The sequence below is a fragment of the Cupriavidus sp. 01T418 genome, assembly GCF_056398885.1.
In genome coordinates this window covers 100719-116319 of sequence record NZ_JBFTQG010000009.1, presented here as the reverse complement: position 1 = coordinate 116319, position 15601 = coordinate 100719, and the positions used below count along the sequence as shown (strand labels likewise).

Genomic DNA, 15601 nt, shown 5'->3' with positions numbered 1-15601 from the left:
ACTAGTAGCGCCAAAACCTGGCAACCCGGCCCTCACATCTTGCTGCGATAGCGCGCGGCAGCGTGCTCTTGCCTGAAGTTCGGCAACATCGCGAGCCGAGCCGCGTCAAATTGCTGCCATTGCGCGAGCTCGGGCAGCGGCGGAATCGTCACCGTCTCGCGGTTGTCGAACCCAACCAGCGCCGCATCCACCAGTTCATCGAGCTCCATCATGCCTTCGATCGTGTTCACGTCCCGCCCGGCGTGTTGCCAGATTTCGGTGCGCGTCCCAGACGGCAGAACGGCCTGCACATAGACGCCTTTCGGGCCAAGCTCCAGATGCAAGCCTTGAGAGAGAAAAAGCACGAACGCCTTCGTAGCGCCGTACACTGTCATGCCTAGCTCCGGCGCGAGCCCGACCACCGACCCAATATTGACAATTGCACCCTGCCCTGCGCGCGCAAAGCGCGGCGCCACCGCGCTCGCGAGCCGGGTGAGCGCCGTGACGTTCAGTCCGATCAGCCGCGTCACGTCGGCACTGCTCTGCTCGACGAAAGTGCCCGGCAATGCGGTGCCGGCATTGTTCACCAGGACGCCGACGTTCGGGTCATCGCGCAGACGCGTTTCGATCTTCTCGACGTCCGCGAGGTCATTCAGATCGGCCTTGAGAATCTCGATCTCGACGCCTGTTTCGGCGCGTAGCCGAGCTGCGAGTGCCTGCATTCGCACTGTATCGCGCGCGACCATCACGATCGGGTGACCGCGACGCGCAAAACGATCTGCGTATACCGAGCCGATTCCAGTAGACGCGCCCGTGATCAGGACTGCCGGCTTTCGCTGCATGATGTTGCCTCTTCAGTAGGATGGTTGGCATAGTCCGGCCGCCCTGTTGCATGACAGCCGTTTGGTGAATCAGAGTCATGCCAGGTTGCGCTCACCTGACCGGCACGACGAGCGGTGCCCCTTTTTGCGCAGAGGTTGAAGACCGCGTCGCAACCCTTCCGCGACGGCCTAAACCTGCATGATTACCCGCCCATAGGGACGGTCTTCGATCAGATACCGAACGGCCTCGGCGGCCTCTGCCAGCGGGAAGACCTTGCCGATCTTTGGCTCCAGCGCGCCCTCCTCCAGATACCCGAGGATCGTTTGGTTGGCTGCCGCAACGGTTTCCGGCGCAAACAGCCTGAAGGTGAAACCACGGATCGTCGCAGCCTTCCAGATAATGTCGGTGATGCTCACTTCCGTCTCTCGCCCCCCGGCATAACCGACTACGACGACCGTGCCGCCGAATGCGAGCGAGGCAAGCGCTTGGCCGGTCAGCTTTCCGCTCACGCCGTCAACCACGATATCGACGCCTTTCCCTCCGGTGATGCGCAGCACACCGTCTTTCAGGCTCTCCTTGGACAGGTCAATCACGTGCTCGTAGCCGTCCGCGCGAGCCCGCTCGGCCTTTTCGGTCGTGCTGGCGGTCGAGATCGCCAGGGATGCGCCCAGGCGGCGCGCGATCTGCACAGTTTCCATGCCGACGGCGCTGCCGATTGCGGGGGCCAGCACGGTCTGGCCTGGCTTGAACTTCGCGATCTCCGTCAGCGCCAGGTAGCCGGTCAGATAGCCCGCACCCGCGAGAAACGCCGCCGCATGGTTGTCGTCCAGGCCAGCGGGTACGTGGGCAAGCCCGGCTGCCGGCGTAGCGACGTACTCGCGCCATGTGCCATCGGCCACCAGACCCGAACCCTGTCCCTTGACGAAGACGCGATCACCGGCTTTGAAATCAGCACTCCGTGTCTCGACCACGACTCCTGCTCCCGACTGTCCGCCAATGCGGGGCAGGTTGTCCGGGGTGGAAATGTAGATGTGCCCGGAGCGGAACGTATTGTCGAGAGGATTGATCCCGACAGCGTGCATTTCCACGAGCACCTCGCCGTCCTTCGGTTGCGGACGATCCACGTCAACTAAACGGTTTTCCTGATAGCTACCGTAAGCTTGATATTGGATGGCTTTCATAGCGTTTCTCCATCGGTGGTTTGCCAGTTGGGTCCGGCCGCCGAGCTGAAGTGCGCGATGAGGAAGCCCGGCTTGGCGCAATCGAACACCGCGATAGGTTGCGCCGGATCAGACTCCGTGAGATGCAGGAGTCGCTCTCCAGCTCCTGGCGCGGAGCCGGCATCGAACACAGTGATCGGGGGGATATGGACGGTTACGCGCCAGAAGGCGGGGGTTTCACGGGTGATCCTGGGGCCGCGTGTAAGGACGCATTCATGGGGTGTCTCGCAACATGGTTTAATAATGAATCCGCGCGGTTGCAGTATGCACCCAGCTAGTTTAAAAAAACAACCACTTTTTGAGAGGCCCTACACATGCGGCGGAAAAGCTTTGATCAAGATGCTTGCCCGGTCGCCCGCAGCCTGGATGCGGTCGGCGACTGGTGGTCTCTGCTGATCGTGCGCGATGCCCTGAGGGGTATCCGTCGGTTCGGCGACTTTCAGAAAAGCCTCGGGCTCGCCAAGAACATACTGACGCAGCGCCTGCGCCGACTCGTCGAACTGGGCATCATGGAAACGCTGCCTGCGCAGGACGGCGGCGCGTATCGCGAATACGCACTGACGCCAAAAGGCCAGGGCCTCCTCACGGTGATCGTCGCCCTGCGCCAGTGGGGCAATGAATCATGCTTCTCGCCCGACGAAGCGCGTGACAGTCTGATCGAGACGAAGACGGGGCTGCCATTGGCTCGCCTTGAGGTTCGCTCCCAGGATGGTCGCCCGCTGACAGTTGCCGACGTGTGGCTTAAGCCCCCGGTTGCCGGCGAGTCCGCCAGCACTCCCGTGCCTGACTGAACTTTCCAGGCGCGATCGCCTGATCAGCGCTTCGGACACTGTCCGTTTGCGACTTGGACACGTTCAATTTGCGATGAGGCGCGTCTTCGTATTGCGTGGAGGGAGTTCGCTGAGCTTATCGAGGTTCCGGCCCTTGATCTGGTCGCGAAGATGATCAAGCAACGCCTGCGTCGCTCTCGGAAGTAGCTGGTTCGGCGTCGTAATCGCATAAAGATGCCCGCCGAAACCGTCAAGAGTCCAATCAGGCAATACGCGTACAAGCCTGCCGGCAGCGACCTCGCTTTCGGCCATGTACGAAGCAAATGCGCCGATGCCCATTCCCTGGACCGCCGCGCGCACGAGAAACATGAAGTGCTGCGACTGCAGGTGTGCACGGGAGACAGCTGGCCAGCCACTCCCAGGTTAATGATATTTTCCAGCGAGGAGCAGCGGTCGGTGGCAGGCGACCTGCCGTCAGTTGGTCAAGACTAACCAGGCAGATTTGGAGTTACCAGATTGGTCAATCATCCGTATTTCGGTGCATGTGGCAGAACCAATGACGTCACGCATCGCGTGGTGGGTTCTGCGAGCCGTATCGCCTTGGTGCTTGGAAATTCGCTCGGATCCGATTCAAGGTTATGGAGTGAACAGGTGAGGAAATGGGCGCAGGGCCATCCGATCATTGCATTTGAATACCCAGGGCATGGAAGTCCTGACTGGGAAGGCGAGCAATCGATGGCGTCCTATGCCGCGCGCGTTGCTTCAGTGCTGGACGGGCTGGGTGTGGAAGATTACCTTTACTGCGGACTGTCGACACATTCACTTCAGTTGTTCTGCAATTTCTGCGGGAACTCTGATTCTGCTGTCTCGAAAATGAACGGGAGAGACCATGGTTGCAAACAGGGAAGACATTCACGCGGCGTGCATGCTGACGCTTGACAGGTTCATGGACGCGTTGAACGAACATGATGCGGAAAAAATGGATGCGACCATGCATTTCCCGCATCTCCGTCTGGCTGATGGAAAGTTCAAGGTCTATGAGGCACCGGGCCGGAATCCGATGGACTTGTTCTCGCGGTTAAGAGAGGAGGATGACTGGAAATACAGTCGATGGGATCGCAGGGAGCTGATCCAGTTCAACGACCACAAGGCGCATTACGCGCTGAGCTACACCAGGTACAGAAGTGACGACTCCATCATCGGTGTCTACGAGTCACTCTACATACTGACGCTACAGGATGGGAAATGGGGTATCCAGGCCCGCTCGAGCTTCGGACCCTGATGCCCATGCGCCCTTCGTTAGCGGTTTCAAAAAAAGAGCACCACTGGCGGTCGTCCGCCAGTGTTCGGGCGGCAAAACCCGCTCGCTGTGTTTGCAACGGCACAGGAAGCATAGCGTGGCCAGGACTTGGCACCTTTGGCACGATCCGTAGCACCTCGCCTCAGCGGCTACGGTTGATGGGCCTGGATGGGTTCGCGCCGGCTTTCCCCACGCACCGCCCCCGCCCATTGCACTGCACCATGACCGTGCCACCCCGCCCCACCACGGCGCATCCACCTCCCCCCTGAGGCCCCCGCCTCGCCTTAACCCCCTCCATCCATCACAAATCGCCCTGGCACACTGCTTGCGTATTCAAACCCGAGCGGACCAACGGCGGCCCGCTCAACCCACACAGGGTGTTAGCGGTCTCTACCGCTGCCACCAGGACAACGGCGTCCCCTGAACCGGCTTTATGACCGGCTCGCGGGACGCCATTTGTTTTCATGGAGCCATGATGACCGGCAAAGCCACCCGCATCGAACTGCTAAGCCTGCGCACCCCGCAGATGCGTGCCTTCCACCTGACGTGGATGGCCTTCTTCGTGTGCTTCTTCGCGTGGTTCGCCTGCGCGCCGCTGATGCCGTTGCTCAAGGGCGAGTTCGGGCTCACCGCCGACCAGGTTGCCAATATCAATATCGCCGCCGTGGCCGTGACCATTCTCGTACGCCTGGCCATCGGCCCGCTGTGCGACCGCTTCGGTCCCCGGCGTGCCTATACCGGCCTGCTCGCGCTGGGCGCGATTCCCGTGCTGGGCGTGGCGATGGCGCAGAGCTATGAAACCTTCCTGTTTTTCCGCCTGCTGATCGGCGCGGTGGGTGCCAGCTTCGTCATCACGCAGTACCACACCTCGGTGATGTTCGCGCCCAACGTGGTGGGCACCGCCAACGCGGCAGCCGCTGGCTGGGGCAATGCCGGCGGCGGCGCGGCGCAGGCGCTGATGCCGCTGCTGCTGGGCGCGATCCTGATGCTGGGCGTGAACCATGCCATGGGCTGGCGCCTGGCGCTGCTGGTGCCGGGCGTGCTGATGCTGATCATGGCCGTCCTTTACTGGCGCTTTACGCAAGACTGCCCGCAAGGCGACTTCAAGGAACTGCGCGCACGCGGCATTGCCATCGATAGCGGCAAGAAAGGCGGCTGGGCCAGCTTTGTCTCTGCCGCCGCCAACTATCGCGTGTGGATGCTGTTTGTCACCTACGGCGCCTGCTTCGGCGTGGAGATCTTCATCCACAACGTTGCTGCTACCTATTACGTGGACCACTTCGGGCTGTCGCTGGGCAGCGCCGGAATGGCCGCCGCGAGCTTCGGCCTGCTTGCCCTGTTCGCCCGTGCCCTGGGCGGCTGGTTGTCGGATAAGGCGGCACTGCGCCGCGGCCTGGACGCCCGCTCCACCCTGCTGTTCGTGCTGATCCTCGGCGAAGGCTTGGGCCTGCTGTGGTTCGCTCAAGCGCACAGCGTGATGGCAGCCATTGTCGCCATGCTGTCCTTCGGCCTGTTCACCCACATGGCTTGCGGCGCCACTTACGCGCTGGTGCCTTTTATCGACCGCAAGGCGCTCGGCGGCGTGGCTGGGATCATCGGCGCCGGCGGCAACGTGGGCGCGGTGGCCGCGGGTTTCCTGATGAAGGGCCTGGGCAACCTGCAGCAAACGCTGACCGTGCTGGGCGCGGTGGCCATCGTCTCCGCGCTGTGCGCCATTGCCGTGCGTTTCTCGGCCGAGCACAAGGCGAAGGAGCAGGCCCTGTTCGACAACGCGCTGGCCGGCACCGGCTCCTGAGCCCCCAAGACGCAACGAAGCCTCAAAAGCACAAGCACGGCGGCCTCACAGAACAAGGAAATCATCATGAAACTGATCATCATTGGCCACGGCATGGTCGGCCACAAATTCCTGGAATGCCTGGCCGAGACCGGCTCGCAAGATATCGAAGTCACCGTGCTGTGCGAAGAAGCGCGCCCGGCCTACGACCGCGTGCATCTCTCCGAGTTCTTCGCCGGCAAGTCCGCCGAGGATCTCTCGCTGGTGGAAGCCGGCTTCTTCGAGCGCAGCAATATGCTGCTGCGCCTGAACGCCCGCGCCACCAGCATTGACCGCGCCGCCAGGACGGTGACGGTCTCCACCGGCGAGACGCTGCCCTACGACAAGCTGATCATGGCCACGGGCTCCTACCCCTTCGTGCCGCCGCTGCCAGGCAAGGACCGCAAGGATTGCTTCGTCTACCGCACCATCGAAGACCTGGAAGCCATGCAGGAGTGCGGCGCGCGCTCCAGGACCGGCGTGGTGATCGGCGGCGGCCTGCTGGGCCTGGAATGCGCCAAGGCCCTGCGCGACATGGGCCTGCAGACCCATGTCGTGGAGTTCGCCCCGCGCCTGATGGCGGTGCAGGTGGACGATGGCGGCGGCGCCATGCTGCGCCGGAAGATCGAAGATCTCGGCGTGACCGCGCATACCCGCAAGAACACGATTGAGATCGTGGACGGCGAAGACGGCACCCATCGCATGAACTTTGCCGATGGCACCCACCTCGACACCGACATGATCGTGTTCTCCGCCGGCATCCGCCCGCGCGACGAACTGGCCCGCGCCAGCGGCCTGGCCATCGGCGAGCGCGGCGGCATATCGGTGGACAACCAATGCCTGACCTCCGACCCTGACGTGTACGCCATCGGCGAATGCGCGCTGTGGGACGGCAAGATCTACGGCCTGGTCGCGCCCGGCTATGAAATGGCCCGCGTGGCCGCCAAGCACCTGCTCGGCCATCAGGCCGAGTTTGCGGGCGCCGACATGAGCACCAAGCTCAAGCTGATGGGCGTGGACGTGGCCAGCCTGGGCGACCCGCATGGCAATGCGCCTGGCAGCCGTTCGTACCAGTTCACCGACGAGCGCAAGCAGGTCTACAAGAAGCTGGTGGTGTCCGATTGCGGCAAGTACCTGCTGGGCGGCGTGCTGGTGGGCGATGCCGAGGAATACGGCACCCTGCTGCAGATGATGCTCAACAAGATCGAGCTGCCCGCGTCGCCGGAATTCCTGATCCTGCCCTCCTCCGACGGCCAGGCCAAGCCGGGGCTGGGCGCCGATGCGCTGCCCGATACCGCGCAGATCTGCTCGTGCAACAACGTCTCCAAGGGCGACATCTGCGCCGCCGTCGGCAACGGCGCCACCACCATCGGCACGCTGAAGAGCTGCACCAAGGCCGGCAGCACCTGCGGCGGCTGCGTGCCGCTGGTCACGCAGGTGATGAAGGCCGAGATGAAGAAACAAGGCCTGGCGGTCAACAACCACCTGTGCGAACATTTCGCCTACTCGCGCCAGGAGCTCTACCACCTGGTGCGCGTGGGCGGCTTCAAGACCTTCGGCGAGCTGCTGGCGGCACATGGCAAGGGCCTGGGCTGCGACATCTGCAAGCCGACCGTGGCGAACATCCTGGCCTCATGCTGGAACGAGTTCGTGCTCAAGGAAGAGCACGCCAGCCTGCAGGACTCGAACGATTACTTCCTCGGCAATATCCAGAAGGACGGCACCTACTCGGTCGTGCCCCGCATGCCGGGCGGCGAAGTCACGCCCGACGGCCTGATCGCGGTTGGCCAAGTGGCCAAGAAGTACGGCCTCTACACCAAGATCACCGGCGGCGCCCGGGTCGACATGTTCGGCGCCCGCGTGGAAGAGCTGCCGATGATCTGGGAAGAACTGATCGCTGCCGGCTTCGAGTCGGGCCATGCCTACGGCAAGTCGCTGCGTACCGTGAAATCCTGCGTGGGCTCCACCTGGTGCCGTTACGGCGTGGATGACTCGGTCGGCCTGGCCATTGAGATCGAGAACCGCTACAAGGGCCTGCGCGCCCCGCACAAGATCAAGTTTGGCGTCTCCGGCTGCACCCGCGAGTGCGCTGAGGCGCAAGGCAAGGACGTGGGCATCATCGCCACCGAACGCGGCTGGAACCTGTATGTGTGCGGCAATGGCGGCATGAAGCCCCGCCACGCCGAACTGCTGGCCAGCGACCTGGACCGCGCCACGCTGCTGCGCTACGTGGACCGCTTCCTGATGTTCTACGTGCGCACGGCGGACCGCCTGCAACGCACCAGCGTCTGGCGCGACAACATGGAGGGCGGGCTGGGCTACCTCAAGGCGGTCATCCTCGAAGACAGCCTGGGCATCGGTGCCGAACTGGAAGCGCAGATGCAGCATGTGGTGGACACCTACGAAGACGAATGGAAGGCCGCCGTGACCAACCCGGAAACCCGCAAGCGCTTCCGCCACTTCGTCAACAGCGACCTGCGCGACGACAACCTGGTCTTCATGGAAGAGCGCGGCCAGGTCCGCCCGGCCACGCCGGAGGAACGGAATTTGCGTCGCTCACGGCTTGAGCAGATCCCCGTGATCGTCAAGGCAGCCTGAACCGCAGCCAACCATCGCACCGCCCCATCGCCCCATCGCCAAGGAAAACGTCATGAGCCACGCCCACCATTCCGCAACCTGGACCGCCGTTTGCACCTTGAGCGACATCGTGCCCAATGCCGGCGTGTGCGCACTGGTGGAAGAGGAACAGATCGCGGTGTTCCGGGTCGGCCCGGGCCAGGACGACCGGGTATTCGCCATCGCCAACTACGACCCCAATGCCAACGCCGCCGTGCTGTCGCGCGGCCTGGTGGGCAATCTGGGCGAGCGCATCGTGGTGGCGTCGCCGATCTACAAGCACCATTTCGACCTGCGGACCGGCGAATGCCTGGAAGCCCCCGAAAACTCTGTCGCCGCGTACCCCGCCCGGGTCCATGACGGCAAGGTCTGGGTGGCTGCATGACCCACGCCGCCAAACCCCGCCTGGTCGTGGTCGGCAACGGCATGGCCGGCATGCGCACGGTCGAGGAGCTGCTCAGGCTCGCGCCGGACCTCCATGACATCACCGTGTTCGGCGCCGAGCCGCACGGCAACTACAACCGCATCCTGCTCTCGCCGGTGCTGGCGGGCGAGAAGACGGTCGCGGACATCATGCTCAACACCCGCGAGTGGTATGAGCAGAACGGCATCGAACTGCTGGCCGGCGACCCGGTGGTGGCGATCGACCGCCGGCGCCGCGTGGTGCGCTCGCAATCGGGGCGCGAAGTGGGCTATGACCGGCTGCTGCTGGCCACCGGTTCCAAGCCTTTCATCATCCCTGTGCCGGGCCACCAGCTCGACGGCGTGATCGCCTTTCGCGACATCCAGGATGTGGAAACCATGCTGGCGGCAGCCCGCAACCATCGCCACGCGGTAGTGATCGGCGGCGGCCTGCTCGGCCTGGAAGCCGCGAACGGCCTGATGCGCCAGGGCATGGAGGTGAGCGTAGTGCACGTGGCCGACACCCTGATGGAGCGCCAGCTCGACAAGCCGGCCGCCGCGCTGCTCAAGCAGGCGCTGGAGCGCAAGGGCCTGCGCTTCCTGCTCAACGCCGATACCAGCGGCATCCTTGGGAAAGACCGCGTCACCGGCGTATGCTTCAAGGACGGTACCCGGATTCCAGCCGACCTGGTGGTGATGACCGTCGGCGTGCGTCCCAATATCGAACTGGCCCAGCAGGCCGGGCTGCGCTGCGAGCGCGCCATCGTGGTCGACGACACCTTGCAGACCTACGATCCGCGCGTGTACGCCGTGGGCGAATGCGTCCAGCACCGGCAGGCCACCTTCGGGCTGGTCGCGCCGATCTGGGAACAGGCGCGCGTGGCCGCCGCGCACCTGGCCGGCGCCGGGCATCGCCGCTATGTGCAGCAGGCCACCGCCACGAAGCTCAAAGTGACTGGCGTGGATCTTTACTCCGCCGGCGACTTCATCGGCGGCGAAGGCAGTGAGGACCTGGTCATGAGCGATCCGCGCCGCGGCATGTACAAGCGGCTGGTGCTGCAGGGCGGGCGGCTGGTCGGGGCGGTGCTGTACGGCGACGTGCAGGACGGGCCCTGGTACTTCGACCTGATCCAGAGCGGCGCCGCCGTGGGGGCCATGCGCCGGCGGCTGCTGTTTGGCAAGGCACAGTGCGAGGCCATGGCGGCCTGACCGCCTGACCGCCTGACCGCTTGAACGAACCGGTCCCCCATTGATCGCCAGCAACGAGCGCTAACGTGAACCTGTCCGATATCCCCGTCATCCTCTCCACCGGTTCGCCCGCCGCGTTGTCCGCCGTGTTGTCCGCCAATTCGTCATCCACCGTCACCGCTACCACCTGCCCCTATTGCGGCGTGGGCTGCGGCGTGCACGCCACCCGCCATGCCGACGGCAGCTTGGAAGTGGCCGGCGACGCCAGCCACGGCTCCAACCAGGGCCGGCTGTGCGTGAAGGGCTCGGCGCTGGCGGAAACCGTCGGATTGGAGGGCCGCCTGCTGCATCCGCAGGTGCGCGGTACCGATGGCGCCTTGCAGCAGGTATCGTGGGATCACGCACTGGGCACGGTCGCCCGCGGCTTCGGGGACATCATCGCGGAACACGGCCCCGATGCCGTGGCACTCTACGTCTCCGGCCAGTTGCTGACCGAGGACTACTACGTTGCCAACAAGCTGATGAAGGGCTTTATCGGCAGCGCCAACATCGACACCAACTCGCGGTTGTGCATGTCGTCCGCGGTGGCCGGGCACAAGCGCGCCTTTGGCGAAGACCTGGTGCCGGGCAACTACGAAGACCTGGAACTGGCCGACCTGGTGGTGCTGGTCGGCTCCAACGCCGCCTGGTGCCACCCGATCCTGTTCCAGCGCCTGGTGAAGGCGAAGGAGGCCCGGCCGGAGATGAAGCTGGTGGTGATCGACCCGCGCCGCACTGCCACCTGCGAACTGGCCGACCTGCACCTGCCCGTCAAGCCGGGCACCGATGTGTGGCTGTTCAACGGCCTGTTGCACTACTTGGCGCAGCATGGCGCGGTGGACCAGGCATTCGTCGGCGCCCATACCAGCGGCCTGGACGCCGCGCTGGCGGCAGCCGGCCCGGACTGCGCCGATATCGCCAAGGTTGCCAAGGCCTGCAAGCTCGATCCCGACGCGCTGCGCGGCTTCTATGCACTGTTCGCCGCCACGCCCAAGGTGGTGACCGGCTTCTCGCAAGGCGTGAACCAGTCTTCGGCGGGCACCGACAAGGTCAACAGCATCATCAACTGCCACCTGGTCACCGGGCGCGTGGGGCGGCCCGGCACGGGCCCCTTCTCGCTGACCGGCCAGCCCAACGCCATGGGCGGCCGCGAGGTCGGGGGCCTGGCCAATATGCTGGCCGCCCATATGGAGTTGGCCGACCCGCTGCACCGCGAGATCGTGCAATCGTTCTGGGCCTCGCCCGCCATCGCGGACAAGCCGGGGCTGAAGGCGGTGGAGCTATTCGAGGCCATCGAGCAAGGCCGCGTCAAGGCCGTGTGGGTGATCGCCACCAATCCGGTGGTCAGCCTGCCCGACGCCGACCAGGCCCGCCGCGCGCTGGCCAAATGCCAGCTCGTGGTCAGCTCCGACATCATGCTGCGCACCGACACCAACGACGCCGCGCACGTCCTGCTGCCCGCGCTGGGCTGGGGCGAGAAGGACGGCACGGTCACCAGTTCCGAGCGCCGCATTTCGCGCCAGCGTGCTTTCCTGCCGGCGCCCGGCGAGGCCCGTCCCGACTGGAAGATCCTGTGCGACGTCGCCACGCGCATGGGCTTTAGCGGCTTCGACTTTGCCGGGCCGCATGAAATCTTCGACGAGCATGCGCGGCTGAGCGCGTACCGGAACGCGGGCAGCAGCGATCAAGCCCACGCGCCTCGCATGTTCAGCCTGGCCGGGCTGACTGGCATGAGCCGGAAGCAATTCGACGCGCTCGCGCCAGTGCAATGGCCGGTGCTGGCCGGGCCCGCGGGGAGCCTCGCCAATGCGTCCGGCGGCACCGCCCGCCTGTTCGCCGACGGCCGCTTCGCCCATCCCGATGGCCGCGCCCTTTTTGTCGCGACGTCGCCCCGCGCCCCGTTCCACGCCATCGACGACGAATTCCCGCTGGTGCTCAACACCGGCCGCGTACGCGACCAATGGCACACCATGACCCGCACCGGCAAATCGCCGAAGCTGGCCGACCACATTGCCGAGCCCTTTGTCGACATGCACCCGCAGGACGCCCTGCTAAGCGGCGTGAGCGAGGGCAAGCTGGCCCGCGTGACCACCCGCTGGGGCGCCATGGTGGCGCGGGTGCAGCATGGCGGCGGCATCCCGCGCGGCAGCGTCTTCGTGCCGATCCACTGGAACAGCCAGTTCAGCTCCGACGCGCGCGTGGGCGCGCTGGTCAACCCGGTGGTCGACCCGGTCTCGGGCGAGCCCGAGTTCAAGCACACGCCGGTGCGCGTGGAAGAGTTCCGCGTGTCGTGGCATGGCTTCGTGCTGAGCCGCGGGGACCTCCAGGCCGACGACCTGACCTACTGGACGCGCATCCAGGGCCGCCAGTTCCAGCGCTATGAATTCGCCGGCCGCGAGATCATCCCCGACCGCGCCGCGTGGGCCCGCCAGCTGCTGGGCATCGACGACCCCGAGGCGGACTGGATCGAATACGAAGACCGCACCGCAGGCATCTACCATGCCGGCCATGTGGTCGACGACCACCTCCAGGCCTGCATCTACGTCTGCACGCGGCCCGAGCTGCCTTCGCGCGCGTGGCTGTCCACCCTGTTCGTCAAGGAACACCTGGAAGATGCCGATCGCATCGGACTGCTGCTGGGCCAGCCGATGGAAAAGGAAGCCGACGCCGGCCCCACGGTTTGCTCCTGCTTTGGCGTGGGACGCAACACCATCTGCGACGCCGTGCGCAAGCACGACCTCAAGACGCCCGCCGAAGTCACCGCCTGCGTGAAAGCGGGCGGCAACTGCGGGTCTTGCGTGCCGGAGCTGAAGAAGCTGCTGGCGGAGTTACGGGTGGCGGAAGTGGCTTGATACAGCCGCCAGCGCTTGCGGCCTTTGGAGTGCCGTGGGCACTATGGCGGAGGCCGATGCCCCATGGCCCTCACGGCCGCCATGCCCCGGCTCTGCCGGCAGGCATCGTCGCAATGGGTCAGCGCGGCATCCACCGCTGCCCGGATATCCGTCGCGGCGGTCGCGGCCTCCGTTACGGGCCCGCCCGCGCTGCCCTCGCTGGCGGGAGGCGAGGCCATGTTCAGGCTGGCGGCGGAGCCTAGCGCCAGCACCGCGGCGACCCCCAACACACATGTGATGCGATATCGAGCCTTCACGGCTGTCTCCTCAGCGCTCGTATCCCTTGGGCTCCATGCAGGTGACCGGCGGCGATGACCACCAGTGCCCTGTCCTCGGGCAGGTCTTGGATGCACGTGTGCAGCAGCGGCGGTGGCGGCGGCGGCGTGGTCCAGGATCTCCAGCGCTATCTGGACTTACAACAGAACCAGCGTCACCGTGCCGCGCCCTTCAAATGGGATCTCAGAGGTGGCGGCATCCACCACGGACTTGTCCAGATTCACACCCACGGACACGGAACCAGAGACTTCAGTGAGTGCGTCAACGGCGGTCGCAATGCCACTGGCGAAGACGATGGACTTGCCTTTCGGAAAGTGGTGCCACGTAGTGCTCTCCCAGGAACTGTTCGATCCTGCAACGCCGGTCGTCATCAACATAGTGCCCAGAGGCTCAAGCGCCCCCCCTACCGTTTTTTTGATCCTAAGCCCCCCCGCATGGAACCACGCGTTGCCAATGTTCCGGCCGTTATACGTTCCTATCCCAAAAAGACGGTCTTCAGGCATCGCCCCAGCAGTGACGACTGCAGTGCCATCCTGATTGTCGATAAAGGCCAATGCGAATCTGGTAGGCGCCGGGCAGATTACTGCCATTGACATACGCAGCTGTTGCGGGGGCCTGTAGGCATTCTGTGTATGGGACAATACCAGGGACCCTCTGGCAATGCGTCCAAAGTCAGTCACCCCACCGCCGCCCAGCGATATGGTGCATGCGGACGGCGCAATGGTGCCAGTGATGGAGAAGCCGGTGGACTGCGCCTGCGCGGCGCATGCTGCCCCGGCAAACATGGCAGTGAAGAGTATTTTTTTGATCATGAAAGCACGCTTTTTTTGGACATTCTGGACAACCAAGAAGTATTCCACCAAAGGAGTACAGGCCTACGGAGCCTTGCGCCTTCCTGGGTCTTGCCTCGGCACCACAGGCGCGCCCTGCGCCCATGCGGAAACCTATCCTAGCGAACGAGGACTGGCCTGAATATAGAATTAAATTTAAATAAACAGGGAAATTCTGAGAACCCATTGTCGGGGGAGCAGTGCGTGTTCGCCCGGCTCACCGGGACTATCGGCGCATTGGCGAAGAAATTCCTCGTCCAGGCAGACTGGTCCACCATGTGCTTCAGCGTATCTCCAGGAACCTGCAGCAACCCCGAATTGGAGCGACTTGGGCTCCATGCGGGTGACCGGCGGCAGGGGGATCACCACCAGTTCCTTGTCCTCGGACACGTCTCAGATGCGCGTGTACAGCAGCAGCGTGGTGTACAGGTTCTTCAGCGCTATCTGGAATTACAACAAAACCAGCGTCACCGTGCCCGAGCCGTCCAACTGGATGTCAGAAGTGGCGGTATCCAGCACGGACTTGCTTATATTCACACCCACGTACACGTCACCAGAGACTTCAATTAGTGCTTCAGGGCCGGTCGGATTGACACTTGCGGCGAATACGATGGACTTGTTGTTCGAAAAGAAGGGGGTCCAAGTGTTCGCCCAGGAACTGTTTGATCCTGCAATGCCGGTCGTCATCAACCAAGCGCCCGGATACCGAAGCGCCCCCCCTGCAGTTGTTCTGATCTGAAGATTCCCCACATTGAACCGCGCGTTGCCAATGTTCCGGCCGTTATACGTTCCCAAGCCAAAATTATAATCACTAGGTACTTGAGGAGTGCCATCCAATGCAGTGCCATCCCGGTTGTCGGTGAGAGCCAATGCAAATTTGGTAGGCGCCGAGCAAATCACTGCCATTGTCATAACGCGTTGCTCGGCGAAAATATAGGCGATGTCTGTAGTAAAAGCGAAGGACCCTCTGGAAAGACTTCCAAAGTCAGTCACCCCACCACCTCCCAATGACATGGTGCATGGGGACGGCGCAATGGTCGCGGTCATGGAGAAGCCGGCGGACTGAGCCTGCGCAGAGAATGCTGCCCCGGAAAACATTGCAGCGAAAAGTATTTTTTTGATCATGAAGAACAATTTCCGGGATAAATTAATAAAGAATTCGTTCCAGATAATCCCGGAATAGGCAAAAATTGGCGCGTTTGAAGCAATATGCTGCACTGCGCTTCTGCCTGCAGTAATGCGCTCTAAAGCCATAGGATTTCACGGACTCAATCGTTCGAAAACAGGTCACCCCAGCAGTATTCCGCTAAAGGAGTACAGACCTACGGAGCGTTGCGCCTTCCTGGGTCTCGCCTCGGCGCCACCGGCACGACCTGCGCCAATGCAGGAACGTATCTTAGTGAAGGAGGACTGGCCTGAATATAGAATTAAATTTAAATAAACAGGGAAATTCTG

Annotated in this window: 13 protein-coding genes; 7 read left to right on the top strand and 6 right to left on the bottom strand. The window is 63.6% G+C overall.

Annotation, left to right across the window (positions count from 1 at the left end; translation table 11 throughout):
• Positions 1-32 precede the first annotated feature (32 nt).
• Positions 33-821 (bottom strand): SDR family NAD(P)-dependent oxidoreductase, encoded by a 789-nt coding sequence (locus AC1DQ3_RS12865; RefSeq protein ID WP_477120574.1) that lies wholly within the window; start codon positions 819-821, stop codon positions 33-35.
• Positions 822-989: 168 nt separating this feature from the next.
• Positions 990-1982: a quinone oxidoreductase family protein gene (locus tag AC1DQ3_RS12860; RefSeq protein WP_477120573.1), complete on the bottom strand. Its 993-nt coding sequence runs from the start codon at positions 1980-1982 to the stop codon at positions 990-992.
• Between the two features lie 353 nt (positions 1983-2335).
• On the opposite strand from AC1DQ3_RS12860, the gene AC1DQ3_RS12855 reads away from it, so the two are divergent.
• Complete coding sequence (locus tag AC1DQ3_RS12855; protein ID WP_477120572.1) at positions 2336-2812, top strand: winged helix-turn-helix transcriptional regulator; 477 nt, start codon at positions 2336-2338, stop codon at positions 2810-2812.
• Positions 2813-2875: 63 nt separating this feature from the next.
• Here AC1DQ3_RS12855 and AC1DQ3_RS12850 read toward each other — a convergent pair whose 3' ends face one another.
• Positions 2876-3178, bottom strand: a complete 303-nt coding sequence (locus AC1DQ3_RS12850) for a LysR substrate-binding domain-containing protein (RefSeq protein WP_477120612.1) — start codon at positions 3176-3178, stop codon at positions 2876-2878.
• A gap of 502 nt (positions 3179-3680) precedes the next feature.
• On the opposite strand from AC1DQ3_RS12850, the gene AC1DQ3_RS12845 reads away from it, so the two are divergent.
• From AC1DQ3_RS12845 to AC1DQ3_RS12820, 6 genes are all read left to right on the top strand, one after another.
• Positions 3681-4073 carry a hypothetical protein gene (locus AC1DQ3_RS12845; protein ID WP_477120571.1) on the top strand — a complete coding sequence of 131 codons (393 nt, stop codon included), beginning with the start codon at positions 3681-3683 and terminating at the stop codon, positions 4071-4073.
• Positions 4074-4566: 493 nt separating this feature from the next.
• Entirely contained in the window at positions 4567-5886 is a 1320-nt protein-coding gene (locus AC1DQ3_RS12840) for an MFS transporter (protein ID WP_477120611.1), read from the top strand.
• 66 nt (positions 5887-5952) lie between these two features.
• Positions 5953-8502: a nitrite reductase large subunit NirB gene (gene nirB, locus AC1DQ3_RS12835; protein WP_477120570.1), complete on the top strand. Its 2550-nt coding sequence runs from the start codon at positions 5953-5955 to the stop codon at positions 8500-8502.
• 52 nt (positions 8503-8554) lie between these two features.
• Positions 8555-8905, top strand: coding sequence for a nitrite reductase small subunit NirD (gene nirD, locus AC1DQ3_RS12830; RefSeq protein ID WP_477120569.1), 351 nt, complete (start codon positions 8555-8557; stop codon positions 8903-8905).
• On the top strand, positions 8902-10131 hold the full coding sequence (locus AC1DQ3_RS12825; protein ID WP_477120568.1) for an NAD(P)/FAD-dependent oxidoreductase: 1230 nt from the start codon (positions 8902-8904) through the stop codon (positions 10129-10131). Before nirD ends, AC1DQ3_RS12825 begins: the two co-directional genes overlap by 4 nt.
• A gap of 65 nt (positions 10132-10196) precedes the next feature.
• A complete protein-coding gene (locus tag AC1DQ3_RS12820; RefSeq protein ID WP_477120567.1) occupies positions 10197-13001 on the top strand; it encodes a molybdopterin-dependent oxidoreductase in 2805 nt (934 codons plus the stop codon).
• A gap of 41 nt (positions 13002-13042) precedes the next feature.
• Here AC1DQ3_RS12820 and AC1DQ3_RS12815 read toward each other — a convergent pair whose 3' ends face one another.
• The 3 genes from AC1DQ3_RS12815 to AC1DQ3_RS12805 all read right to left on the bottom strand — a co-directional run bounded on the left by AC1DQ3_RS12815 (position 13043) and on the right by AC1DQ3_RS12805 (position 15400).
• Positions 13043-13297 (bottom strand): hypothetical protein, encoded by a 255-nt coding sequence (locus AC1DQ3_RS12815; RefSeq protein ID WP_477120566.1) that lies wholly within the window; start codon positions 13295-13297, stop codon positions 13043-13045.
• A 156-nt stretch (positions 13298-13453) separates the two neighbouring features.
• A complete protein-coding gene (locus AC1DQ3_RS12810; protein ID WP_477120565.1) occupies positions 13454-14164 on the bottom strand; it encodes a DUF1120 domain-containing protein in 711 nt (236 codons plus the stop codon).
• Positions 14165-14596: 432 nt separating this feature from the next.
• Entirely contained in the window at positions 14597-15400 is an 804-nt protein-coding gene (locus tag AC1DQ3_RS12805) for a DUF1120 domain-containing protein (RefSeq protein WP_477120564.1), read from the bottom strand.
• Between the last annotated feature and the right edge of the window lie 201 nt (positions 15401-15601).